This window comes from Cyanobium sp. HWJ4-Hawea (assembly GCF_024345815.1).
Taxonomy (GTDB): Bacteria; Cyanobacteriota; Cyanobacteriia; order PCC-6307; family Cyanobiaceae; genus Cyanobium_A.
In genome coordinates this window covers 15,554-38,290 of record NZ_JAGQBV010000021.1, presented here as the reverse complement: position 1 = coordinate 38,290, position 22,737 = coordinate 15,554, and the positions used below count along the sequence as shown (strand labels likewise).

24 protein-coding genes are annotated in these 22,737 nt (G+C 62.2%); 13 read left to right on the top strand and 11 right to left on the bottom strand.

The window, feature by feature from the left end; translation table 11 throughout:
- A partial coding sequence (locus KBY58_RS06590; protein WP_409995724.1) for an aminotransferase class I/II-fold pyridoxal phosphate-dependent enzyme occupies window positions 1-451 on the bottom strand: 451 nt, incomplete at its 3' end.
- 152 nt (window positions 452-603) lie between these two features.
- Here KBY58_RS06590 and KBY58_RS06585 point away from each other — a divergent pair.
- On the top strand, window positions 604-3,378 hold the full coding sequence (locus KBY58_RS06585) for a DEAD/DEAH box helicase (protein WP_255003520.1): 2,775 nt from the start codon (window positions 604-606) through the stop codon (window positions 3,376-3,378).
- A gap of 23 nt (window positions 3,379-3,401) precedes the next feature.
- Here KBY58_RS06585 and purB read toward each other — a convergent pair whose 3' ends face one another.
- Both purB and KBY58_RS06575 read right to left on the bottom strand, forming a co-directional pair.
- Window positions 3,402-4,697 carry an adenylosuccinate lyase gene (gene purB / locus KBY58_RS06580; RefSeq protein WP_255003519.1) on the bottom strand — a complete coding sequence of 432 codons (1,296 nt, stop codon included), beginning with the start codon at window positions 4,695-4,697 and terminating at the stop codon, window positions 3,402-3,404.
- A gap of 78 nt (window positions 4,698-4,775) precedes the next feature.
- Window positions 4,776-5,027 carry a hypothetical protein gene (locus KBY58_RS06575; RefSeq protein WP_254933918.1) on the bottom strand — a complete coding sequence of 84 codons (252 nt, stop codon included), beginning with the start codon at window positions 5,025-5,027 and terminating at the stop codon, window positions 4,776-4,778.
- A gap of 103 nt (window positions 5,028-5,130) precedes the next feature.
- On the opposite strand from KBY58_RS06575, the gene KBY58_RS06570 reads away from it, so the two are divergent.
- The gene (locus KBY58_RS06570) at window positions 5,131-5,970 is read left to right on the top strand and encodes a TlyA family RNA methyltransferase (RefSeq protein ID WP_255003518.1); all 840 of its coding nucleotides are present in this window, start codon (window positions 5,131-5,133) and stop codon (window positions 5,968-5,970) included.
- Between the two features lie 4 nt (window positions 5,971-5,974).
- Here the strand turns inward: KBY58_RS06570 and KBY58_RS06565 are convergent, their stop codons facing one another.
- The gene (locus KBY58_RS06565; RefSeq protein ID WP_255003517.1) at window positions 5,975-6,313 is read right to left on the bottom strand and encodes a P-II family nitrogen regulator; all 339 of its coding nucleotides are present in this window, start codon (window positions 6,311-6,313) and stop codon (window positions 5,975-5,977) included.
- Window positions 6,314-6,479: 166 nt separating this feature from the next.
- On the opposite strand from KBY58_RS06565, the gene queF reads away from it, so the two are divergent.
- Window positions 6,480-6,896, top strand: coding sequence for a preQ(1) synthase (gene queF, locus KBY58_RS06560; RefSeq protein WP_255003516.1), 417 nt, complete (start codon window positions 6,480-6,482; stop codon window positions 6,894-6,896).
- On the opposite strand, the gene KBY58_RS06555 is transcribed toward queF, so the two are convergent.
- The 7 genes from KBY58_RS06555 to KBY58_RS06525 form a co-directional block, all read right to left on the bottom strand.
- Window positions 6,870-8,159: a cytochrome c biogenesis protein ResB gene (locus KBY58_RS06555; protein WP_255003515.1), complete on the bottom strand. Its 1,290-nt coding sequence runs from the start codon at window positions 8,157-8,159 to the stop codon at window positions 6,870-6,872. The genes queF and KBY58_RS06555 overlap by 27 nt on opposite strands.
- Window positions 8,156-8,878, bottom strand: a complete 723-nt coding sequence (locus KBY58_RS06550; protein WP_255003514.1) for a cytochrome c biogenesis CcdA family protein — start codon at window positions 8,876-8,878, stop codon at window positions 8,156-8,158. Before KBY58_RS06550 ends, KBY58_RS06555 begins: the two co-directional genes overlap by 4 nt.
- A gap of 9 nt (window positions 8,879-8,887) precedes the next feature.
- A complete protein-coding gene (locus KBY58_RS06545; RefSeq protein ID WP_255003512.1) occupies window positions 8,888-10,072 on the bottom strand; it encodes an FtsW/RodA/SpoVE family cell cycle protein in 1,185 nt (394 codons plus the stop codon).
- Window positions 10,073-10,127: 55 nt separating this feature from the next.
- Entirely contained in the window at window positions 10,128-10,328 is a 201-nt protein-coding gene (locus tag KBY58_RS06540) for a phycobilisome linker polypeptide (protein ID WP_254933911.1), read from the bottom strand.
- 32 nt (window positions 10,329-10,360) lie between these two features.
- Window positions 10,361-10,849, bottom strand: coding sequence for an allophycocyanin subunit beta (gene apcB, locus KBY58_RS06535; protein ID WP_254934054.1), 489 nt, complete (start codon window positions 10,847-10,849; stop codon window positions 10,361-10,363).
- A 72-nt stretch (window positions 10,850-10,921) separates the two neighbouring features.
- On the bottom strand, window positions 10,922-11,407 hold the full coding sequence (locus tag KBY58_RS06530) for an allophycocyanin (protein ID WP_254933910.1): 486 nt from the start codon (window positions 11,405-11,407) through the stop codon (window positions 10,922-10,924).
- A 334-nt stretch (window positions 11,408-11,741) separates the two neighbouring features.
- Window positions 11,742-14,723: a phycobilisome rod-core linker polypeptide gene (locus tag KBY58_RS06525; protein ID WP_255003511.1), complete on the bottom strand. Its 2,982-nt coding sequence runs from the start codon at window positions 14,721-14,723 to the stop codon at window positions 11,742-11,744.
- 148 nt (window positions 14,724-14,871) lie between these two features.
- Here KBY58_RS06525 and KBY58_RS06520 point away from each other — a divergent pair, with 148 nt between their 5' ends.
- The 10 genes from KBY58_RS06520 to KBY58_RS06475 all read left to right on the top strand — a co-directional run bounded on the left by KBY58_RS06520 (window position 14,872) and on the right by KBY58_RS06475 (window position 22,720).
- Complete coding sequence (locus KBY58_RS06520) at window positions 14,872-16,086, top strand: class I SAM-dependent methyltransferase (protein ID WP_255003510.1); 1,215 nt, start codon at window positions 14,872-14,874, stop codon at window positions 16,084-16,086.
- Between the two features lie 34 nt (window positions 16,087-16,120).
- Window positions 16,121-16,651 carry an ATP synthase gene (locus KBY58_RS06515; RefSeq protein WP_254933907.1) on the top strand — a complete coding sequence of 177 codons (531 nt, stop codon included), beginning with the start codon at window positions 16,121-16,123 and terminating at the stop codon, window positions 16,649-16,651.
- Between the two features lie 18 nt (window positions 16,652-16,669).
- Window positions 16,670-17,389 carry a F0F1 ATP synthase subunit A gene (gene atpB, locus KBY58_RS06510; RefSeq protein WP_254933906.1) on the top strand — a complete coding sequence of 240 codons (720 nt, stop codon included), beginning with the start codon at window positions 16,670-16,672 and terminating at the stop codon, window positions 17,387-17,389.
- Window positions 17,390-17,549: 160 nt separating this feature from the next.
- Complete coding sequence (atpE, locus tag KBY58_RS06505; RefSeq protein ID WP_254933905.1) at window positions 17,550-17,795, top strand: ATP synthase F0 subunit C; 246 nt, start codon at window positions 17,550-17,552, stop codon at window positions 17,793-17,795.
- Window positions 17,796-17,896: 101 nt separating this feature from the next.
- Window positions 17,897-18,367 (top strand): F0F1 ATP synthase subunit B', encoded by a 471-nt coding sequence (locus KBY58_RS06500; protein ID WP_254933904.1) that lies wholly within the window; start codon window positions 17,897-17,899, stop codon window positions 18,365-18,367.
- Window positions 18,364-18,888, top strand: coding sequence for a F0F1 ATP synthase subunit B (locus KBY58_RS06495; RefSeq protein WP_254933903.1), 525 nt, complete (start codon window positions 18,364-18,366; stop codon window positions 18,886-18,888). Before KBY58_RS06500 ends, KBY58_RS06495 begins: the two co-directional genes overlap by 4 nt.
- A complete protein-coding gene (gene atpH / locus KBY58_RS06490; protein WP_254933902.1) occupies window positions 18,888-19,436 on the top strand; it encodes an ATP synthase F1 subunit delta in 549 nt (182 codons plus the stop codon). The genes KBY58_RS06495 and atpH overlap by 1 nt, the downstream gene beginning before the upstream one ends.
- Before the next feature lie 70 nt (window positions 19,437-19,506).
- A complete protein-coding gene (atpA, locus tag KBY58_RS06485; RefSeq protein WP_254933901.1) occupies window positions 19,507-21,024 on the top strand; it encodes a F0F1 ATP synthase subunit alpha in 1,518 nt (505 codons plus the stop codon).
- A gap of 15 nt (window positions 21,025-21,039) precedes the next feature.
- A complete protein-coding gene (locus tag KBY58_RS06480; RefSeq protein WP_255003509.1) occupies window positions 21,040-21,993 on the top strand; it encodes a F0F1 ATP synthase subunit gamma in 954 nt (317 codons plus the stop codon).
- Between the two features lie 4 nt (window positions 21,994-21,997).
- Entirely contained in the window at window positions 21,998-22,720 is a 723-nt protein-coding gene (locus tag KBY58_RS06475) for a putative 2OG-Fe(II) oxygenase (RefSeq protein ID WP_255003508.1), read from the top strand.
- Window positions 22,721-22,737 lie beyond the last annotated feature (17 nt).

The following is a 22,737-nucleotide window of genomic DNA, read 5'->3' as shown; positions in this document are numbered from 1 at the left end:
GGTTGTTGTGGCCAAAGCGTTGCAGCTTGGCCCCGCTGGCCCGCACTCCCACCAGCAGGGAGTGGTGGATCAGGCGGTCTGCGAGCACCAGGCTGTGGCGATCGGCCAGGGCGCAAACGGCGGCCAGGTTTGCCTGGAAGCCACTGGGAAACAGCAGCACCCGCTGGCGATCAAGCCATTGGGCCAGGGCCCCTTCCAGTTGGCCATGCACGGCCCTGGTGCCACTGATCAGCCGCGAAGCGCCACTGCCGGTGCCATCGCGGGCAAGGCTGGCCTGGGCCGCGGCGATGGTGCGGGGATGGCGGCTGAGCCCCAGATAGTCGTTGCTGGCCAGGTCCAAGAGGGCTGCAGCTGGCCCCAGATGGCTTGCCTCATCGTCCTGCAGCAGGCCAGGGCCCAGGGGCTGGAAGCAGCGCAGCGACCTTTGCCGTTCTGGCGCCATGGCCTCCAGGTTTTGGCGCAGCTGTTGGCGCCAGTGGGGGCTTTCAGCCGTTGCCACAGGGGGCCCGGGGATCAACAGATTGGCTTCAGTGTGATCGGCCGTGGGCACCCCCGCTTCAGAGGGTCGCCATAGAATTGTTAAATCTGTAAAACCGGCTCCCAGTGCCAGATTCGGCCGGTAATCGCTCCGACCTAGCCCTCGAAAGGCTTTTCCCTTTTCCGCTTGATCCCTTCCAGTTGGAGGCGATCGATGCCCTCAACCGGGGCCATTCAGTGGTGGTAAGCGCTCCCACCGGTTCGGGCAAAACCCTGGTGGGGGAATACGCCATTCACCGCGCCCTGGCCCATGGCCAGAAGGTGTTCTACACAACGCCGCTTAAGGCCCTCTCTAACCAAAAACTGCGCGATTTCCGCGAGCAATTTGGCCACGAAAAAGTGGGCCTGCTCACCGGTGATCTCAGTTTCAACCGGGAAGCCCAGATCGTGGTGATGACCACCGAGATCTTCCGCAACATGCTTTATGCGGAAGCCGATGGCGGAGATGACCCGCTCGAGGGCGTGGAGGCGGTGGTGCTCGACGAGTGCCATTACATGAACGATTCCCAGCGCGGCACCGTCTGGGAAGAATCAATCATTCACTGTCCACCGGTCATCCAGTTGGTGGCCCTATCGGCCACTGTGGCCAATGCAGGGCAGCTGACCGACTGGATCGAGAGGGTGCATGGCCCCACCCAGCTGGTGTTGAGCGATTTCCGGCCCGTGCCCCTGGAATTCAGTTTTTGTAGCGCCAAGGGCCTCCATCCCCTGCTCAATGAGGAGGGCACTGGGCTTCACCCCAACTGCAAGGTTTGGCGCGCACCGAAGGGGGCCCGCCGCAAGGGGCCGAAAGTGCCGAAGCCGCCCCAGCCGGAGGCCCCGCCCCTGGGGTTTGTGGTGGCCCAGATGGCAGAGCGGGACATGCTTCCGGCCATCTATTTCATCTTTAGTCGTCGCAGTTGTGACCGGGGAGTTAAGGAGCTGGGCAAGATCTGCCTGGTAAATTCAGCCGAGCAGGCCCGCATTAAGGCGCGGCTTGATGCCTACATCGCCGCCACCCCAGAAGCGTTGCGAGATGGGGGCCATGCCGATGCCCTGCTGCGGGGCATTGCGGCCCACCACGCCGGCGTATTGCCGGCCTGGAAGGAGCTGATCGAGGAGTTGTTCCAGCAGGGCCTGATCAAGGTGGTGTTTGCCACGGAAACCTTGGCTGCGGGCATCAACATGCCTGCGCGCACCACGGTGATCTCAGCCCTCTCCAAGCGTACCGAGCGGGGCCACCGCCCCCTGATGGGCAGTGAATTTCTGCAAATGGCCGGTCGGGCCGGCAGGCGAGGGCTCGATACCCAGGGTTATGTGGTCACGGTGCAAAGCCGCTTTGAGGGGGTGCGTGAGGCCGGCCAGTTGGCCACCAGCCCCGCCGATCCCCTGGTTAGCCAGTTCACCCCCTCCTACGGGATGGTGCTCAACCTGCTGCAGCGCTACGACCTGGCCAAGGCCCAGGAGCTGGTGGAGCGCAGTTTTGGGCGCTATCTGGCCACCTTGGACCTGGTGGAAGACGAGGCCCGCATTGCCGATTTGATGGGCCAACTGGATCGCCTGGAGGACGGTTCCGGGGATGTGCCCTGGGAGGACTTCGAGGACTACGAAAAGCAGCGAAACCGCCTGCGGGAGGAAAGGCGCATCCTGCGGATTCTTCAGCAGCAGGCAGAAGAAACCCTGGCCCACGAGCTCACCTTGGCCCTGCAATTCGCCAGCGAAGGTACCCTCGTGAGCCTCAAGGCGCCCCAACTCAAGGGGCGGGTGACTCCGGCTGTGATTGTGGAAAAGGTCAAGGGATCGGGCCAGTTCCCCCTCCTGCTTTGCCTCACCGACGAAAACCTGTGGGTGTTGCTGCCCTGCAATGCGGTGGTGAGTCTGCATGCGGAGCTCAGTTGTCTGCAGGTAGGCCAGGTGGAGACGCCCCTGCTGCGCCACGCCGGTGAATTGCGCCACGGCGACCAGGTCAGTGGGGGCTTGGCCCTGGCGGTGGGCCACATGGCCCGTCGCCATGACATGGCCACCCCCCAGTACGACCTGGCGGGCGAGGTGCAGGTCCATGCCCAGTTGGTGCACCAGCTGGAGGAGGAGTTGGAGCTCCATCCCGCCCATCGCTGGGGGGATCGCAGGCAGCTCAAGAAGCACCGCCACCGGATGGAGGAGCTCCAGCTGGAGATCGAGGAACGCCAGCGATTGCTCCATTTCCGCTCCAACCGCCACTGGGAAACCTTTCTCTCCCTGATCGAGATCCTGCGCTTTTTCGGTGCCCTGGCTGGCGAGGATGGCCTGGAGCCCACCGAGGTGGGCCGCACCGTGGCAGCTTTGCGCGGCGACAACGAACTCTGGCTGGGCCTGGCCTTGATGAGCGGCCATCTCGATGAGCTCGATCCAGCCCAATTGGCTGCCGTATTTGAGGCGATTTCCACCGAGGTGAACCGCCCTGATCTCTGGAGTGGCTATCCGCCCCCGGCGGCGGCAGAGGAGGCTCTCCATGATCTGCGGGGGCTGCGACGGGAGCTGGAGCGGCAGCAGGAACGGGGCAAGGTGAGCTTCCCGCTCTGGTGGGAGCCCGAATTGACGGGGCTGGTGCAGGCCTGGGCCAAGGGCACCAGCTGGAGTGATGTGATCGCCAATACCTCCCTAGATGAGGGGGATGTGGTGCGGATCATGCGCCGCACCGTGGATTTGCTTGCCCAGGTGCCCTATTGCGAGGCGATCAGCCAGCAGCTGCGCGACAACGCCCGCGCCGCCCTCAAGGCGATCAACCGTTTCCCGGTCTGCGAGATCGAGGATTTGGTGGCCGGTCAGCTGGATCCCGCCACCGAGCGGCCCCTGCCCACTGCCGCTACGCCGCCTAACTAACTTTCTGGGTTAAATCTCCAGTTTTAAATCCCCAGTCGCTGCCAGATCACGGCTAGGTTCTCCTGGTGCAGGTCGGTGGAGAAGCAGTCGGCCAGCTGTGCGGGGTTGAGGCGGCTGGTGACATCGCCATCGGCCTCGAGATTGGCCCGGAAGTTGCCACCGGCCCTATTCCAGGCGCTGTGGGCATGGCGCTGCACGATCCGATAGGCGTCTTCTCGGGCTAGGCCCGTGTCGACCAGGGCTAGCAGCACCCGCTGGCTGAAAACAACGCCCCCATACACATTCATGTTGTTGGCCATGTTTTCGGGATAAACCCCCAGGCCCTTCACCACCTCGGTCATCTCCCGCAGCATGAAGTGCAGGGTCACAGAGCAGTCGGGCAGCATCATCCGCTCCACCGAGCTGTGGCTGATGTCACGCTCGTGCCAGAGGGCGCAATTCTCCAGGGCCGCCACCACGTAGCTGCGCAGCACCCGGGCCAGGCCACTAATCCGCTCGGAGCGGATCGGGTTGCGTTTGTGGGGCATGGCCGAACTGCCCTTTTGGCCCTTGGCAAAGTTTTCCTCCACCTCGAGCACATCGGTGCGCTGCAGGTTGCGGATTTCGGTGGAGAAGCGCTCCAGGGCCGCACCCACCAGGGCCAGGGTTTGGATGTATTCGGCATGGCGATCGCGGGAGATCACCTGGGTGCTGGCCGTATCGGGCACCAGGCCCAATTTGGCGCAGGTGAGGGCCTCCACCTGGGGATCGGTGTTGGCGTAGGTGCCCATGGCGCCTGAGATTTGGCCCACGCTCACCACCTGCTCGAGCCGCTCTAGCCGTTCCTGGTTGCGCACCACCTCTGCTAGCCAGCCGGCCACCTTGAAGCCAAAGGTGATCGGCTCGCCATGGATGGCATGGGAGCGACCGATCATCACGGTGCCCTTGTGTTCGCGGGCAAGGGCCCTCAGGGCGTTGGCCAGTTTGTCTAGTTCGCAGCGCAATACGGCCACAGAGGCCTTCATTTGCAGGGCCAGGCCCGTATCCAGCACATCCGAGCTGGTCATACCCACGTGGATGTGGCGGCCCGCATCGCCCACGTATTCGTTCACGTTGGTGAGGAAGGCAATCACGTCGTGACGCACCTCCGCTTCTATCTCGAGGATGCGCTCAACCTTGAAGGCCGCCTTGGCCTTGATGGTGGCGAGCGCTTCAGTCGGCACCCGGCCCAGATCACACTGGGCTTCGGTGGCGGCAATTTCCACATCCAACCAGCTCTGGAATTTGGCCTCTTCAGTCCAGAGGTTGCCCATTTCGGGCAGGGTGTAACGCTCGATCAAGGGCCAGCGCGTGACAACAGCCCATCCAATGTATGGGGTGGCGGCCTAGGCAGCTTCAGGCCAGCTCATGGGCAGTCCCTAGGCGGCGGTGGTGAGTTGTTGGTGGGCCACTTCCCAGTGCACCAGGGATCCCCAGCTTTGCTGGCGCACCCAGCAGCGGCCGCCGCGGCAATGGATCAACTGGAAGGGGGGTAGGTCGCCGGGCTGGTTGCGCAGCCGCACAAAACTGCCGGGCCTAAGTAGCTCCACCACATTGTTGGCCCCATTTTTGGCCCCCACCAGGCGAAGACGCCTGCCAGCTCGGGAGCGACTGGGTTGGGAGGAGGTCATGGAGGCCACCTTGCGATTTGGCAATCCTCCGCTGGTTTTTGCTGCAGGGCCCCCATGTTTGGAATGTGTTCGGTTTCTAGTGTGCGTTGAGCACAAAACGCCCATGGCTCCAAAGCAACGCCTGGATCTAGAGCTGGTGGCCCGGGGTTTGGTGAGCTCCCGCCAGCAGGCCCAGCAACTGATCCGGGCCGGCAAGGTGCGCTGTGGCGACCAGGTTTTAGACAAGCCTGGCACCGAGGTTCAGCCGGAAGCAGAATTGCTGGTGCAGCAGCCACCGCGCTTTGTATCCCGTGGCGGGGAGAAGCTCCTGGCGGCCCTCGAGGCCTTCCCCATCGAGATTGGCGGCAGGGTTTGCATCGATGGCGGCATCTCCACGGGGGGCTTCACGGATTGCCTCCTGCAGCACGGTGCAACGCGTGTCTATGGCATTGATGTGGGCTATGGCCAAACGGCCTGGAGCCTGCGCAGTGACCCCCGGGTGGTGCTCAGGGAGCGCACAAACCTGCGCCACCTCACCGCGGCCGATCTCTATGGAAGTGCCGAATCCTGGCCGGATTTGGCCGTGGCCGATCTGTCTTTCATTTCCCTCGGACTGGTGCTGCCGGCCCTCTGTGCCCTGATGATGCCTGGCGCCCCGGCGGACTTACTGCTCCTGGTGAAACCCCAATTTGAAGTGGGTAAGGCGCGGGTAGGCAAGGGCGGGGTGGTGCGGGATCCGGCCGCCCATGTCGATGCGATTTCAGGGGTGATTGCCTCAGCCCAAGGCCATAAACTCGTGCCCCACGGCTTGGTCGCTTCTCCGATTACGGGCCCGGCCGGCAACCACGAGTACGTGCTCTGGCTTCGGCCCCAGGGGCATCCACCAGGGGAAAATTGGCCAGAGCAGCCAGCCGTTAATCCCGAAAGCATTGCTGCCTTGGTGGAGCGCACCCTGGCCAGTTAGGTGCCTAGATGGCGGTGCTGTCGCGGTCGCCGGTGCGGATGCGAATCACCGAATCGATTGTGCTGACAAAAATCTTGCCATCGCCGATTTCACCGGTGCGGGCCGCGTCTTGAACCGCACTGACCACGGTTTCGACCTGGTTGTCGTCAACCACGATCTCCAGCTTGAGCTTTTGCAGAAACTCCACGGTGAATTCCGAGCCGCGATAGCGCTCCACCTGGCCCTTTTGGCGGCCAAAGCCGCGCACTTCGCTCACGGTCATGCCCACGATGCCTGCATTGACCAGCGCAATCTTGACGTCCTCCAACTTGAAGGGACGGATGATGGCCTCGACTTTTTTCATGGCGGCTGCTGGGACCTGCGGTGAGTCTCTCAGGCCCCCTCCATTAATGGAAGGGGGTAGGGACCCTTGGACCCATTAGGCCCGAGCCTGGCGGCGGTCGCCGTAACAACCGCTACTGGTTTGCCTGGCGTGCTGCCTAGGATCCAGGCTTGATTTCAGGTCAGCGATGGATTTAGGGCAAACCCAAACCCCGCTCTATGGCGAACGGGCCATCGCCGATGCCCAACTGATCTGCTTTGAGAATCCCAGGCCTGGCAGGCCCTATGAGGTGTCGATTGAACTGCCTGAATTCACCTGCAGATGCCCCTTTTCGGGCTACCCCGACTTTGCGGTGCTGCGCCTGCTCTATCAGCCGGGGCCCCGGGTGTTGGAGCTCAAGGCGATCAAGCTCTATGTGAACAGCTACCGGGAGCGCTCCATCTCCCATGAGGAGGTGGCCAACCGCATCCTCGACGACTGTGTGGCGGTGGCCGCACCCCAATGGATGCAGCTGGAGGCCGATTTCCATCCCAGGGGCAATGTCCATACCGTGGTGCGGGCCTGCCATGGCACCCGCCTAGACCTGGGCGATCAGCTCCGGTAGCTCCCGGGCAAAGGCCGTCAGGTTGCGGTTGCAGAGGCCAGCCACATGCAGCCGTCCCCCTGCCCCAACCCCCTCGCCAATGGCCCAGAGTTGGCGGGTGGCCAGCAGACTCAAAGCACCGCCGGTCAGGGCGATCGCGAAACCTGCGTAGACCAGGGGTACGCCAGGATCCTTTTTGAGCAGGATGCCGCTGGCGGGCAGCACGCTCTCGACCCGAATCGGTAGGCCCTTGATCTCCACCGGATCTCCCCCGGGCACCAGTTGGCTGAGCAGATTGCCATCGGGGCCGTAGACATCTACGGGGCCTGCTTCGTTGTTGAGGCTCAGCAGCACAGGCTCGCTGCCATCTGGCCTGGTGGGCAGCACCAGCCCCCAGATTTGCTCACCGAGCTGGGGAAAGGGTTGGAGGGGCAGCTGCAAAAGGGGGCTTTTACCCAATTGCACGGTGATGGCCGCCAGGGCCCAGTCGGCTTGGTAGAGGGTGATGCCTTGGAAACGCAGGGGGTGGTTGACGCTGATCTGCGCCTGCTTGAGCTCCGGGCCCTCCTCCCCCTTTAGGAGCCGCAGTTGGGAGGTGAATTGCTCAGGTCTGCCGGCCGGGTCCCTTTGCACCGAGAAGCCATCCACGGCGATTACCAGCTGGCTTTGGCCGCGGCTATCGAGCAGATCCAGGGTGCGACCCGGGGCTAAAAATTGCTCCGAGCGTTGACCGCCTAAGGAACCCCAGGCGGCACCCAGCATGAAAACCACCAGGCCCGCATGCACCAGCATCGGCCCCACTCGGCCCAAAACCCCTTTGCGGGCTGCGAATCTTCCCTCCTGCCTCTGGATCTGCCAGCCCTGGCTTTGCAGCAAGTTTTCCAGCTTCTCGAGGCTGACGTTTGGTTCGCTGGAGGGAACCGTTTCAGCCACGCTTAGTTTGCTCAGTTGGCGCGGAGATTTGTAATCAATCCAGCGCAACGCTGCCTGCAGGGCGGGCCATTGCCGCTTCCAGCTGCAGAGCAACAGGGATAGGGCCAGCCAGGCCAAAAGCCCTAAAAACCAGTTGCTGGAATAAATGTGGTCGAGCTGGAAGGCCAGCACCCCATCCCCATGGAGCACCCCCAGCCAGGGCTTGGGATCGTAAAGCTGGTGGTAGAAGGCTTCACTTTCCTTCTGGGGGATGGCTGTGCCGACGCCGCTGGCAATGGCAATTACCAACAGCAGGCCAATGGCCAGGCGCAGATCGGAGATCAGGCCCGCAATTTTTTGGAAAATTCTCATAGCCAGCGGGCTAGCAGGGTTAGGGCGCCGGTGGCCACCAGCACTACCCCACTGATCGGCGGCACCCACTGGCCGAGCCGCCTAAGGCTGAGCAGGTTGGGCAGGCTGGCCGCGGCGGTGCCGGCAAGCAGCAACGGCAGCACCTGGCCTGCGGCAAAGCTGGTGAGCATCACCATGCCCACCAGGGGCTTGCCGTTTTGGGCCATCCAGCCCAGCAATACGGCCAATACGGGCGTGGTGCAGGGTGTGGCCGCCAAACCAAAGGCGAGGCCAGCGGCCAGGGGGGCCAGGGGGGCCGGCACCTTGCGGCGCCATATTTCCGGATCTGGGCCGGCCGGTAGGGGAATTTTCAGCAGCCCCAGCAGGTTGAAGCCCATCACCAGGGCCAATACGGCCACGATCGTGGGGATTAGGCCGGGGATCTGGCCATAAATTCTGCCCAGTAGGCCACTTACTAGTCCGAGCAAAACCAGGGAGGCAACAATCCCCGCCGCGAAGCTGAGGCTGCGCTGCCAGGGCTTTGGCGCAGCTGCGCCAAAGCCCGCCAGGTAGGCGAGGGTTACGGGCAGTAGGGAAAGGGAGCAGGGCCCAAGGCTGGTCAACAGCCCGCCGGCAAACACCAGGGCGACCGTAAGAGGTGTGGGGGAGGCCAGGGACTGTTGCAGCAGCAACTCGCTGCTGCGAGCCCATTCAGCCAGTAGGGGCCCAAGGCTGATCATTGCAAAAGCCTATCGGGCAGCTGCCGGCCGCTGGCGCCTGGGCGCGGTTGTGAGCCCACTTCCCTCCAAGGAGCAGCGCAGCAGGAGGCCGCAGATCAACAGGCTGGCCATCAGGGAATTTCCGCCGTAACTGATCAGGGGCAGGGGCAAGCCGGTGGTTGGCATGGCGCCACTGGCCACGGCGATATTGAGGATCGATTGGCCCACCAGGATCGTGGTGCAGCCCATGGCGATCAACCGCTGCTGGTTGGTGCGGCACTGCAGGGCGATGCGCAGACCAATAAAGCTAAACAGCAGCAGAAATAGCAGCAGCACCACCGAGCCCAGCAAGCCGAATTCTTCAGCAAACACCGCAAAGATGAAGTCGGTGGATTGGATGGGCAGGTACTGGAGTTTTTGGGTGGAGAGGCCAAAGCCAGATCCAAACAACCCGCCTGAGCCAATGGCCAGCAGGCTTTGGACCAGTTGGTAACCGTCGCCCTGGGCATCGCGCCAGGGGTCGAGGAAGGAGATCACCCTGACCCTTTGGTAGGAGTTGATCAGGATGCTGCCCACCCCCAGCAGGGCGCCGCCGCCAGCCGAACCGAGCAGCAGGATTTTTGGCAGACCGGCGGCCAGGGCCATCAGCCAGAGGAGCAGGCCCGTTAGGGCGGCCGTGCTGAGATTTGGCTGCTTGAGGATCAGCAGGACTAGGCCCCCCAGGATCCCTAGCCAGAGCAGTTTTTGATCGATGCCAATCCGTTTCCAGTGGGCAAAGATCGAGGCGCCTTGGAGCACCACAAAGGGTTTTACCAGCTCCGATGGCTGGATTTGAATCGGGCCAATCACCAGCCAGCGGCTGGCCCCGTTGACCGTGCTGCCCATGACCAGGGTGGCGGCCACCAGCACAAGACAGATCAGCAGGGCCAAAGGTGCCAGGTGTAACCAGCGCCGCAGGCTGGTACGCAATCCCAACCACAGCAATCCCCAGCTGGCCACCATCCAGATGACCTGTCGCTTGAGGTAGTAGGCCGCATCACCCATTTCCCGCTCCGCCACCCACCAACTGGCGGAGGTGAGCACCAGCAGGCCCACCAGACTCCAAATGGCCACCATGCCCAGCAGCAGCCGGGCTTCGGCTGGCCAGAGCTGCCAGGGCAGGGGCAGCCAGCTGGTGGGGGTGCGGGAGGTGTTGGCCACAAAAAAGCCCGGCAATAGCCGGGCATTAGGGATTCAAGAAGGCATATCCAAACTTAAGCGGTTCAAAGGCTCAGTTGCCAACGTTTTGCTGGCGGCGTCCGGCGACTAGCTCCACCTTGAGAATTTTGCCACCCTGCTTCATGATTCGCTGCTGCTCGGCAAACCAACTCTCGTAGGGCACCCACTTGGTGAAGAAGGTGTTCTGCAGTTCACGCTGGGTGCGTGATTTTTCCGGGCAGGGAATGCAGGCCGTGATCTTGAACAGGCGCATGGGAAGGATCCTCAGGGTTGAAGCTCGAGGGATCAGTTACCCAGGCCGGAGCTGATGTAGTCGAAGTAGACGCCCATCTCTTTGCCGGCATCGGGGCCCACTAGGGATGCGGTGGTCTCCTTCATGGCCTGGATCGACTGCACAGTTGCGCCGATGGGCACGCCTAGGGAGTTGTAGGTCTCCTTGAGGCCGTTTAGTACCCGCTCGTCGAGGATCGAGGTGTCCCCAGCCAGCATCGCGTAGGTGGCGTAGCGGAGGTAGTAGTCGAGGTCGCGAATGCAGGCCGCATAGCGACGGGTGGTGTACATGTTGCCGCCGGGACGGGTGATGTCCGAGTACAGCAATGACTTGGCTACGGCTTCCTTGATGATGGCCGAGGCGTTGGCACTGATGGTGGCTGCGGCGCGAACACGAAGCTCACCGCTGGCGTAGTACTGCTCAAGGCGACCCATGGACGAACCGTCCAGGTAAAGGCCTTGAACGTCAGCCTGGTTGATGACGTTGGTAATGGCGTCTTGCATGAATCCTGCTAGGGGCGAAAGGACGGTCGAAAAGACTGTCGAATAAAGGGGGCTGGAGGGTGTTCGGCTGTCTTAGGAGAGGGCGCCAACCACGTAGTCGAAATAGAAGCCAGCTTCTTCGGCATCTGCACCTGTCAGTAGGCCCAGTGCGGCGGACTTCATTTCGCGAACGGACTCGGCCATGGCGTCGAGGGGAACACCCAAGGAGCGGTACATCTCGCGGGCTCCAATCACGCCGATCTCTTCGATCGGGGTGACATCGCCTGCCACAACTCCGTAGGTCACCAGACGGAGGTAGTAGTCCATGTCGCGCAAGCACGAAGCAGTCATCTCTTCGCCGTAGGCGTTGCCGCCAGGGGAGATGACATCGGGACGCCGCTGGAACAGGGCGCCGCCGGCCTGCTTGACGATGCGTTCGCGGCTCTCGCTGAGAACCTGGGCGACGCGGAGGCGACGCTGCCCGGCCGTGACGAACGACTTGATTTGATCAAGTTCGCCAGGGCTTAGGTAGCGGGCTTCGGCGTCCGCGTTGATGATCGAGTTGGAGACGATGCTCATGCAGTTCTGCCTCGAAACAAGCGGCCGCCTTGACGGTGACCGTATCCGGGTGAGTAAGGGGGACGTGATCGACTCGCGCCGATCGCCCAATCATTCTGTGGCAAGGCCCTTCACTGCTCCGGTCACCGGTAACAGTTCTTCACGGCCGTTCCAATCTGCAAACCCCTTGGCCCGCAGCGACTTTCGCAGATGTTGCTGACAGCTACTGTGTGCACCAATTGTTAAGAATCTATTTGCGATATTTTGTGTAGTTAGCAATTAAAAAGCCCCCCGATAGTGAAATCGGAAGGCCTGTCAGGTTCGGGGGTGGTTTTGTTTAGATAGCAGCCTCGATTTAGATAGCAGCCTTGGGGCCCGGGTTCAGTCCGGCGTTGCCGCTGTAGAGCGAGGCCGTTCTATTGACGGTGCTCAAGGGCAGGCCATCGGCGGTGGCCATGCCACGGATATGGGGCACGGTGTTTTCGCCAAAGGCTTCGGCATATTCTTTGCCCGAAAGCAGTTCTTCGATTGCCGCCCGTTGGCCGGAGTTGGCCCGGGTTGCCAAGAAGACACTTACTTCCTTGGGCTGGGCTGCCCGCCCAAGTAGGGCCAAATATGCCGCCGATGCGGCCCGCAGGGGCGCCATTCGATTGAGGCGCTCTTGGAACAGTTCGCTGCCAGTCAGTTGGTCGACCAGCTGGGCAACGGTCAGTTGGTTGTTGCGGAATTTGGACTCCAGTTCGACAGGGCGCTCGGCGTCAAAAGGCACCCGATTAAGCAGCTGCTTGTAGCTGGCTTCGAGGGCCTCCTGCAGCTCGCTTTCGCTGGCGTTGTTGACCAGTGTCAACGGGGGCGCAAGGCTTTGACGCCTGCCAAAGCCCTGGGGCAGGCCCTTTTGCAGGGCCTTGGCCATCGAGGCCCCGGGCTCATTGGGGCTGGCAGATCGATTAAAGGAACTAGTGGCTCGACCAAGACTCTGGGCTGGTTGCCAAGCTCCACCAATGGAAGGAAGGGTGGCTGGGTTCCAGCGACGGGTGGGCTCGGGGGCCGAAAGGACGCTGCCCGGACCCCTGGGGATGGCAGGCCTGCTTGGAGCCATGGTTTGCCCCCCCGAGATTTGGGCGCTCCATGTGCCGAAGACCTCAGCCTGGCTTTCCACCAGGTTGCGGGGCACCAGATCACCACTGACCGTGCGCAGGGCCTGGGACTGCAGGGCGTTAGGGCGCTGGGCTGGGGGCTCCACATAGCCAGAGGCGGTGATGGCCTGCTTAAAGCTGGGCACTTGCCTGGCGTTGCGATCGCTGGCGGTGATGAAACGCTCGAAGGGAACGGTGTCTTCACCGAAGCTTTCGTTGTATTCGGCGCTATTCAGCATCGCGTCGACGACGCCGTAGAAGCCCTTGCGGGCAGCGGTGTCGAAGTAGGCGTTGATTTCCCAGCGGCCAAAGGTCGGCCTGCCAATCAGGCGACGATGCATAACCTCAATCGCCTTGGTGATATATAGACTGCTCCAATAGCGGCGGCGGAAGGCCTCCGAGCGGGCCACTTGGCGTACAAATTCCCTCAGGCTGATGTCGCCGTTTTCCAGCTTGATTTCCTCAACCTTGCTCTGCTCGCCGGCGTAGCCGGTGTTGCCAAGAACTTGGTTGTAAACCGCGCGAATTACGGCCTGGGTGCTGGCTTCGGTGCCCCGGATGCTCGGTTGGCCGCCGCGGCGGGGAACGGATGCACCACCGGTGGAAATTTGCTGCAGCCGCACCACCTTTGGTCCAAGCCGGCGGGGGCTGGCCTTGCGGAATTGGGCTGAGTTCATTTGGCCGGGCTGGACCAGGCCATTGCCGATCAGGATGCGTCGGGCGTCATAGCCGTACGGTGCTGGCCTGGTGGCTACAGAAGCAGTACCCGAGGGGAAAATGGCGCCGTAGTTCAGGGCCAGGGGATCATTGCCGCCTCCGTAGACGTGCTGGTCAGCGAAGGGTTGGCGGTAGGCGGCGTAAAGGGTGACGTACTGGGGGGCTCCCTCAAAGGGCGCACTAAAGCGGAACAACTTGCGGTTGGATCCCCAGCCGGCACTTTCCTGGGCTTCCTCGCCGAGGTCCCGCAGATAGGGCACGGTCTCCTCGCCAAACACCTGGGCGTATTCGCTGGAGTTGATCAGGGAATCCACCAGGCCCCATAGGCCCTGGGCGCTGACGATGTCGAAGTAGCGGGTGAACTCTTCCCTGGAGCTGATCCCCCGCCCTAGGAAGTTGCGGAAGGCCAGCTCGACGGCGCGGCTGTTGGAGAAACGGCCATAAAACTGCTGCCTGTATTCCTTGCTATGGCCCAGGGCGCGGATGAATTCGCGCATCGAGATGTCGCCTTGGCGCACCTGGGTTGCTTCCACAGGGCTGACGACCTGGGAATAGGCCTTGGCGATGTCGCGTTCGAACACCTGGCGGTAGGCGGCCCTGATCACCTCGGCCTTTTGTGCTCCACTCATGCCGGGCTTCATGTTGAAGCGCTGGGCTCCTTCCGCCGCCATGGCATAGCTGGCGGGCAGCTGGAGACCCTGGTTTTCGGCGCTACCCAAGCGCTGCTTTGCCGAGGGAGTTGGGATGGCCAGCTCGCCAATTAATACGTTGAAGTATTGGATTACCAGCTGGCGCGCTGGCGGATTGTCCTTGAGCAGGCCCGCAGCAGCTGCGCGCATTTCCTGCAGGGCCACGTTCGTGGCGGCTAGGGAGCAGGCCTGGTCGAGCACATCGGCCAACCCGCGGGTATTCACCTTGAGGATGCTGGGATCGCCTGCCACGAGGGCATAGCCCACGTAGCGCAGGAACCAGGCCAGGTCGCGGATTGATTTCTTCATCCGCTCGGTGCCATAGCGCCCCACGGCGATTGGGCTGAACCCCGCCGGCAGCTCTACGCGCACATCACCGTCGCCACCAGCTCCCTCGAGCAGGCGACTAAAAACATTGCCGCCACTGCGGGCTGCGGTGCCCTGGGCAAAGGTCTGGACCGATTGCTGGAAGGCTGCCTGGTCAGCGGCTAGGGCCTGGGCAGAGGCCGGGGTGGCTGGGGCGACCCCAATCGGGTTATCGAGGTAGGAAAGGGGGGTGCCGCCGGCAAAAATCCGGTTGGCTGCCTTGGCCACAATGAACTCGGCGTTTTCCGAGAGGGATCGGGCAGCGGCGAGCCTCAGCTGGCCGCTCAGGAAAAAGTTGCTCAGCCCATCCAGCTCCCCGCCATCGGGGAAGCGATCCTGCTGCTCCGCCTGACGGACTCTGGAGAGCGGCAGGGTGTCGTAGCGCTGGGGGGTGACCCTAGTGCTGCCGCTGCTGGCGGTCACGGTCATTTACGGGAGCGAACCGGGCTGGGTCACGTTACGGCCGCCCCTCTTGGGGTTCACGGCGGCATGAACAAATGTTTGCAGCAGGGCTGGCTTCGGGGCCTCAAATTGCCTGGGGCCATGAAAAGCTCCCCTGGTCAGTGCCTGATTTGCCGTGCCGACCAGCGATGCAGCCACACCGGTGGTTAGCGCCTTCTACGACCGCTTCCCCTACCCGGGCGATCCCCTCCAGGACGGGCCGCCACCTGGATACAACTGGCGCTGGTGCATCGACAGTGCCAGTGCATTTGTGGTGGGTTCCCTTGCCCCCAGGCTGGAGGAGAAGCCGCGTCTTTGGCGGATCTTGGACGCGGGCTGTGGCACTGGGGTGAGTACCGATTACCTCGCCCATCTCAACCCTGGCGCCGAGATCCTGGCCGTAGATATCAGTGCTGGGGCCTTGGATCTGGCCAGGGAGCGCTGCCGCCGTTCCGAAGCCTCGGCCCAGGTGTCTGAGCTGCGAATCGAGCAGCGCAGTTTGTTGGATCTGGAGGGGGAGGGTCCCTTCGACTACATCAATTCGGTGGGGGTTCTGCACCATTTGCGTGAACCGGCCGCGGGCCTGCGGGCTCTGGCGGCCCTGCTTAAGCCAGGCGGGCTCCTGCACCTCTTCCTCTATGCCGATGGGGGCCGCTGGGAAATCCACCGCAGCCAAAGGGTGCTGACGGAGCTGGGGGTGGGCAGCGGTGCCGAGGGCCTGCGCCTGGGGCGGGAGCTCTTCAGCAGCCTTCCCCCCAGCAATCGGCTGAGGCGCCACCACGAGCAGCGCTGGGCGATCGATACGGCCGCCGATGCCAATTTCGCCGACATGTATCTGCACCCGCAGGAAACCAGTTACAACCTGCAGCGTCTGATGGCCTTTGTGGCCTCAGCAGACCTGCAATTTGCTGGTTTTTCAAACCCTGAGGTTTGGAACCCGGCCCGCCTGCTCAGCGGGGAGTTGCTTGAGCGGGCCCAGTCCTTGCCCCTGGAGCGCCAATGGGCCTTGATCGAGGATTTAGATCCCGATATCAGCCATTTCGAGTTTTTCCTGAGCAAGGGGCCCCTGGGGTGCACTAGCTGGCAATCCGATGCCGACCTTCTGGCCGCTGCCGGGGAGCGCAACCGTTGTCTGTGGGGTTGGCCCGGAGTGGCCCTGCTGGATGCCGACATGGCTCCTCTGGACTTGGGCGCGGATGGCTTGGCCCTGATGAAGGGCCTGGAGGCGGCCCCAGCCGGGACTGCCCTGGGGGCTTTGGACCTGGGCTGGTCCGCCGGGCACCAGGCTGCGGTGGCCCGGCGCCTGGTGGAGCAGAGGGTTCTGCTGCCGGTAGTGCCCGCAGCTGCGTGATAGATTCCGCCCGCCTTTTCAGGGGTAATGACGTTTGTCGGTTTCCCTCCCCTGCCCTGCGGATGCCGCTTTGCCGGCAGCCAATCCCCCCGGGGATCAGGAGCTAGGAATCGGGACCACTGACGCCTTGCCCTTGCCGGTTTCGCCGGATTTTCCAGATCCAGCTGCAGATCGTGCCTCGGCCGATCCCAGCAATGGCATGGATGATTTTTATAGGCTTCAACGACGACTACTGCTGTTCACCCTGCTGCTTTCCGCAGTGGCCGTGATCTTCACTGCCATCGTTTTTAGCCCGATCACGGCCCTAAGCCTGCTGATTGGTGCGTCCGCTGGAGTCCTTTATCTGTGGCTGCTCAGCCGCAGTGTGAGTCGGCTGGGGGAAAACTCCCGCCGGATCAGTAAGGCCCAGTTACTGGTGCCTGCGGCCCTAGTGCTGCTGGGCGCCAAGGTCCCCCAAATCTCGATCCTGCCGGCCCTGTTGGGCTTTCTTCTCTACAAACCGGCAGTGATTCTTCAGGCAGTTTTTGATCAGAAGGTTTTCGATCAGAAAATCTCCGACGCCTAATTCCCTTTCCCGGCTCCCATGCCTCTCATCCTTCCCTTTGCCGAACTGGAGGTTGGTAAACACCTCTATTGGCAGCTTGGCAACCTCAAAATCCACGGACAGGTCTTTATTAGTTCCTGGGTGGTAATTGGGGCCCTTCTGGCCTTGGTGGTGGTAGGCACCCGCAAGTTGGAGCGCGATCCCCGCGGAGCCCAAAACCTGCTCGAGTTTCTCTGGGACTACATCCGTGATTTGTCGCGGGAGCAGATTGGCGAAAAGGCTTACCGAGATTGGATGCCCTTCATTGGCACCCTGTTCCTGTTCATATTTGTAAGCAACTGGGGCGGCGCCCTGGTGCCCTGGAAGTTGATCCATCTGCCCAGCGGTGAGCTGGGTGCTCCCACGGCCGACATCAACACCACCATTGCCCTGGCGCTGTTGGTTTCCCTGGCTTACTTCTATGCGGGCTTGAGCCGTAAGGGTCTGCGGTACTTCGAGTACTACGTGGAGCCGACTCCGATCATGCTCCCGTTCAAGATCGTCGAGGACTTCACCAAGCCCCTCTCGCTCTCTTTCCGTCTATTCGGAAACATCCTGGCTGACGAGCTGGTGGTGGCCGTTCTGGCATTTCTTGTGCCCCTACTCGTGCCCCTGCCTGCGATGTTCCTCGGGCTGTTCACCAGTGCCATCCAGGCCCTGATATTTGCCACCCTCGCCGCCTATTACATCGGCGAAGCGGTGCACGAAGAGCACCACTAGGAGCCCTTCGTCTCGGCGGAGCGGTCCCCGCGCTCTGCTAAATCTCCTGCGCGCAGGTCCGGTTGCACCCCGGGCCCATTCCTCCGGGAATGTCCCAGGCGCAGGGTTTATTTCCCGGTCCCCTAAGCGCTGTTTTGCGCCAACCATCACCCACTCCACCATGGATTCCCTTACTTCCGCTGCGTCTGTTGTTGCCGCTGGCCTGGCTGTCGGCCTCGGTGCCATCGGCCCCGGCATCGGTCAGGGCACCGCAGCTGGCGGCGCCGTTGAAGGCATTGCCCGTCAGCCCGAAGCCGAAGGCAAGATCCGCGGCACCCTGCTGCTGTCCCTGGCCTTCATGGAAGCACTCACCATTTACGGCCTCGTGGTCGCACTGGTGCTGCTGTTCGCCAACCCCTTCGCCTGATTGATCGAGTTGTGAGTGGTCGGAAGGCAGGGGCTTGAGTCCCTGCCTCACCTGTTCCCACCACAACCGATTTGCCCGCCCGTTCCAGCGCCTTCGCCCCAATGTCCAGCTGGCTTCTGCTCGCCGAAGCAGGTGCACCGGAGGGAGGTCTATTCGACCTCGATGCCACCCTGCCCTTGATGGCAGTTCAGGTGGTGCTCCTCACCCTGATCCTCAATTCGCTGTTTTTCCGCCCCGTTGGACGGGCCGTGGAAGAGCGCGAAAGCTTTATCACCACAAGCCGCGCCGAAGCCAAGCAAAAGCTGGCCCAGGCTGAGCGCTTGGAGGCTGACCTCAAGGAACAACTCAAGGACGCGCGTCAGCAGTCCCAAAAGTTGATTCAGGAGGCAGAGCAGGAGATGGATAGCCTCTACCGCGATGCCCTGGCTGCGGCCACCGCCGATGCCAACGCCTCCCGCGAGCAAGCCCGCCGTGAGATCGATGCCCAGCGCGATCAAGCGATGGCCCAGCTGACAACCGACTCCGCCAAGCTCGGCGACCTGATTGTCTCCCGCTTGCTGGCTACCTCATGACCATTCTTTTCCCCACCCTGCTGGCGACCCACGGCGGTTTTGGTCTCAATCTCAACGTGTTTGAGACCAACATCATCAACCTGGCCATCGTCATCTTTGGCCTCTGGAAATTTCTGCCGGGATTCCTTGGCGGCATTCTTGAGCGCCGCCGCAACGCCATTCTTGCTGATCTGAAGGACGCGGAAGAGCGTCTGACGAACGCCGGAACTTCCCTCGCCCAGGCCCAGCAGGACCTGGCAGCAGCCCAGCAAAAGGCTGAGCAAATTCGCGCCGATGGCCACGCCCGTGCCGCAGCTCTCCGCCTGGAGAGTGAGAAGCGCACCATCGAGGAGATGGCCCGGGTCAAGCAGGGGGCCATGGCCGACCTCAGTGCTGAGGCCGCCCGGGTCACCGACCAGCTGCGCCGTGAAGCCGCCAATAAAGCCATTGAGCTCGCCCTGGCGGCCCTGCCCGGCAAGCTCGATGGGGCCACCCAGGTCCGCCTGATTGAGCAGTCCATAAAAACCCTGGGGAAAGCCTGATGCCTCTCCTTAACAGCATTGCCACCCCCTACGCAGAAGCCTTGCTGCAGGTGGCCGAATCCCGCAAGGAAACAGACATCGTTGCCGAACAGGCCAAGGGCCTTTTGGCTGTCTGGAACAGCAGTCCCGAGCTGCGTCAAGCCCTGGCTTCGCCGGTGCTGGAGCCGGAGTCAAAAAAGATGGCCTTGGCCAAGCTTTTTGATGACCAGCTCACCCCCTCTTTCCAGAACCTGCTGAAGCTGCTGGCCGATCGCCAGCGCATTTCAGTGCTGGATGCGGTGTTGAGGCGCTTCTTGGAGCTCTATCGGGACCTTCGCAACATCACCCTTGCCAAGGTCACCTCTGCTACTGAGCTCTCTGAAGAGCAAAAGGAGCAGCTCAATAAAAAAGTTCAGTTGATTGCTGGCACCAAGGCTGTGGAGTTCGACCTCGTGGTCGATCCCAGCCTGATTGGCGGCTTCATCGTCAGCATGGGCTCCCAGGTGATCGATGCCAGCCTCTCTGGCCAGGTGCGCCGCCTTGGACTGGCGCTGGCCAAGGTGAGCTAGCCACCCCTTCCCTCCTTCCCCGTTCAACGCCTTCCCCCTTAATCAGCTCCCCTAGCGGGGACTTCCTCCCATGGTTTCCATCCGCCCCGACGAGATCAGCGCCATCCTCAAGCAGCAAATTGAGGACTACGACAAGTCGGTTTCGGTCAGCAATGTCGGAACCGTGCTGCAAATTGGCGACGGCATCGCCCGCGTCTACGGCCTGCAGCAGGTGATGGCCGGCGAGCTGGTGCAGTTTGAAGACGGCACTGAAGGCATCGCCCTCAACCTCGAAGACGACAACGTCGGCGTGGTGCTGATGGGAGAGGGTCGGGGGATCCAGGAAGGCAGCACGGTCAACGCCACCGGCAAGATCGCTTCCGTTCCAGTGGGCGACGCGATGCTCGGTCGCGTTGTTAACTCCCTTGGCCAGCCGATCGACGGCAAGGGCGACGTTGCCACCACCGAGAGCCGCCTGATCGAATCGATGGCGCCTGGCATCATCCAGCGCAAGTCGGTGCATGAGCCCATGCAGACCGGCATCACCGCCATCGACGCGATGATCCCCATCGGCCGTGGTCAACGGGAACTGATCATTGGCGACCGCCAAACCGGCAAAACCGCCATTGCGATCGACACGATCATCAACCAGAAGGGTGAGGACGTTGTCTGCGTCTACGTGGCGGTTGGCCAGAAGGCCGCTTCAGTCGCAAACGTGGTCGAAGTGCTGCGGGAAAAGGGAGCCCTTGACTACACCATCGTGGTGGCGGCAAGCGCTTCTGAATCGGCTGCCCTCCAGTACCTGGCTCCTTACACCGGCGCGGCCTTGGCCGAATCGTTCATGTACAAGGGCAAGGCCACCCTGGTGATCTACGACGACCTCACCAAGCAGGCCCAGGCCTATCGCCAGATGTCCCTGTTGCTGCGCCGTCCCCCCGGCCGTGAGGCCTATCCCGGCGACGTTTTCTATTGCCACAGCCGTCTCCTGGAGCGGGCAGCCAAGCTTTCCGATGCCATGGGTAAGGGTTCCATGACTGCCCTGCCCATCATCGAAACCCAGGCGGGCGACGTTTCTGCCTACATCCCCACCAACGTGATTTCGATCACCGACGGCCAGGTGTTCCTCAGCTCCGACCTGTTCAACTCCGGCCTGCGTCCCGCCATCAACGTGGGTATCTCCGTGAGCCGGGTGGGTGGTGCCGCCCAGACCAAGGCGATCAAGAAGATTGCGGGCACCCTGAAGCTGGAGCTGGCCCAATTCGACGAGCTGGCGGCCTTCTCCCAGTTCGCCTCCGATCTCGATGCCGCCACCCAGCAGCAGCTGGGCCGGGGCAAGCGCCTGCGCGAAATCCTCAAGCAGCCCCAGTTCAGCCCCCTGATCCTGGCCGAGCAGGTTGCCGTTGTGTATGCCGGCGTTAAGGGTCTGATCGACGAAGTTCCCGTGGATTCCGTGGTTGATTTCTGCCGCGAACTGCGCGACTACCTCAAGAGCAACAAGGCCGATTTCATCTCCAAGGTGCAAACCGAGAAGCAACTCAGCGACGAAGCTGAGGCCATGCTCAAGGATGCCATCAACGAGGTGAAGTCGACCATGCTCGCCTCCGTTTGAGGAGGGGCATAACCGATGGCAAACCTTAAGGACATCCGCGACCGAATTGGTTCGGTCAAGAACACCCGCAAGATCACTGAGGCCATGCGCCTGGTAGCAGCCGCCAAGGTGCGCCGCGCCCAGGAGCAGGTGCTCCGCAGCCGGCCCTTTGCCGATCGCCTGGCGCGCGTGCTGGAGAACCTCCAGTCACGGATGCGTTTTGAAGATGCGGAAGCCCCTTTGCTGGAGCAACGTGAGGTTGCCACGATCACCCTTTTGTCCGTAACCGGCGACCGGGGCCTCTGTGGTGGCTACAACGCCAACATCATCAAACGAACCGAGCAGCGCTACGCAGAGCTCAAGGGCCAGGGTTACGCGGTGGATCTGGTGCTGATTGGCCGCAAGGCGATCACCTATTTCCAGAACCGCGCCAAACTCTATAAAATTCGTGCCACTTTTACTGGCTTGGAGCAGGTCCCCAATGCCAGTGAGGCGATGGGTATTGCCAATGAAGTGTTGGCCCAGTTCCTTTCTGGTTCAACCGATCGGGTGGAAATCATCTTTACCAAGTTCATCAACTTGGTGAGTTCCAAGCCCGTGCTGCAAACCCTGTTGCCCCTAGACCCCCAGGGGATTGCCACGCCGGAGGATGAAATCTTCCGGCTCACCACCCGCGAGGGCAAGTTGGGGGTTGAGGTGGGCAGTGCTGCCAATGTGGAGTCCAAGCTCCCATCCGACATCGTTTTTGATCAGAGCCCTGATCAACTGCTGAATGCCCTTTTGCCGCTGTATCTGGAAAACCAGTTGCTGCGCTCCCTGCAGGAAGCGGCAGCCTCCGAGTTGGCCAGCCGGATGACTGCGATGAACAACGCCAGCGACAACGCTAAGGCCCTCGCCAAGACCCTCACCCTCGATTACAACAAGGCCCGCCAGGCTGCCATTACCCAGGAGATCCTGGAAGTGGTTGGTGGCGCGGCTGCCATGGCCTAGGGCTTTGGCTGTTGAGCCCCTGTTCCCCGTCGCCCTTGGACGGGTGCAGTTGGCTCCTGATCCGATCGAGATAGCCCTGCAGCTACGGGCGATTTCCCAACTGCAGGGCGAAGCGAGCTCCAATCCCGATCCCGGTTGCGCCTGGACGGGCGACCTAAATGGTGTTTGGCAGTTGCAGCGCCATCCGGTTTTTTCAGGCCTGGTTGACCAGCTGCTGGCCCATGGGCGCAGCTATCTCCAGGAACTGGGTTTTGACCTAAGTCAGCTGGCAATCCATATCCAGCGCTGTTGGCCGGTGGTAAGTGGCTATGGCCAGGTGGTTAGTCGCCATCACCACCCCAATGCCCACCTGAGCGCGGTCTATTACCTCAATGGGGATGGCTCGGGCCGTCAGGGTTGTCTGCGCCTTTTCCCCCAGCGCCAGCTGAATGAATTGGTGCCCGGCATGGCCGTGGGCCATGGGGGCCCGCTCCCTGCCCTAACTACTTCACATCCATCTCCAAATGCAGCTCCCTGGACTACCCCTTGGGTTGATGTGGCCCCCCGGGCGGGCCTGCTGCTGCTCTTCCCTTCAGGCCTCGATCACGCGGTGCTGGCCAATCAAGACCCAGATGACACCCGTTTCTCGATCAGCCTGGATCTGGTCCTAACGGCCCCTCCCGTTGGCGATGGCCAGGCCCCACCGGAGTATCTGGCGCCCCACCCCAGCCAGTGGCAGCAGGCCTAGCTCCTGCAGCCTGAGAG

Excerpts from the sequence above, each read along its gene's own strand:
- KBY58_RS06480 (WP_255003509.1), top strand. The coding sequence starts at position 21,040 with ATGGCAAACCTTAAGGACATCCGCGACCGAATTGGTTCGGTCAAGAAC.
- KBY58_RS06500 (WP_254933904.1), top strand. The coding sequence starts at position 17,897 with ATGTCCAGCTGGCTTCTGCTCGCCGAAGCAGGTGCACCGGAGGGAGGT.
- KBY58_RS06570 (WP_255003518.1), top strand. The coding sequence starts at position 5,131 with ATGGCTCCAAAGCAACGCCTGGATCTAGAGCTGGTGGCCCGGGGTTTG.
- KBY58_RS06525 (WP_255003511.1), bottom strand. The coding sequence starts at position 14,723 with ATGACCGTGACCGCCAGCAGCGGCAGCACTAGGGTCACCCCCCAGCGC.
- KBY58_RS06540 (WP_254933911.1), bottom strand. The coding sequence starts at position 10,328 with ATGCGCCTGTTCAAGATCACGGCCTGCATTCCCTGCCCGGAAAAATCA.
- KBY58_RS06565 (WP_255003517.1), bottom strand. The coding sequence starts at position 6,313 with ATGAAAAAAGTCGAGGCCATCATCCGTCCCTTCAAGTTGGAGGACGTC.
- atpB (WP_254933906.1), top strand. The coding sequence starts at position 16,670 with ATGCCTCTCATCCTTCCCTTTGCCGAACTGGAGGTTGGTAAACACCTC.
- KBY58_RS06555 (WP_255003515.1), bottom strand. The coding sequence starts at position 8,159 with ATGAGAATTTTCCAAAAAATTGCGGGCCTGATCTCCGATCTGCGCCTG.
- KBY58_RS06495 (WP_254933903.1), top strand. The coding sequence starts at position 18,364 with ATGACCATTCTTTTCCCCACCCTGCTGGCGACCCACGGCGGTTTTGGT.
- atpE (WP_254933905.1), top strand. The coding sequence starts at position 17,550 with ATGGATTCCCTTACTTCCGCTGCGTCTGTTGTTGCCGCTGGCCTGGCT.
- apcB (WP_254934054.1), bottom strand. The coding sequence starts at position 10,849 with ATGCAAGACGCCATTACCAACGTCATCAACCAGGCTGACGTTCAAGGC.
- KBY58_RS06530 (WP_254933910.1), bottom strand. The coding sequence starts at position 11,407 with ATGAGCATCGTCTCCAACTCGATCATCAACGCGGACGCCGAAGCCCGC.
- queF (WP_255003516.1), top strand. The coding sequence starts at position 6,480 with ATGGATTTAGGGCAAACCCAAACCCCGCTCTATGGCGAACGGGCCATC.
- atpA (WP_254933901.1), top strand. The coding sequence starts at position 19,507 with ATGGTTTCCATCCGCCCCGACGAGATCAGCGCCATCCTCAAGCAGCAA.
- KBY58_RS06550 (WP_255003514.1), bottom strand. The coding sequence starts at position 8,878 with ATGATCAGCCTTGGGCCCCTACTGGCTGAATGGGCTCGCAGCAGCGAG.
- atpH (WP_254933902.1), top strand. The coding sequence starts at position 18,888 with ATGCCTCTCCTTAACAGCATTGCCACCCCCTACGCAGAAGCCTTGCTG.
- KBY58_RS06575 (WP_254933918.1), bottom strand. The coding sequence starts at position 5,027 with ATGACCTCCTCCCAACCCAGTCGCTCCCGAGCTGGCAGGCGTCTTCGC.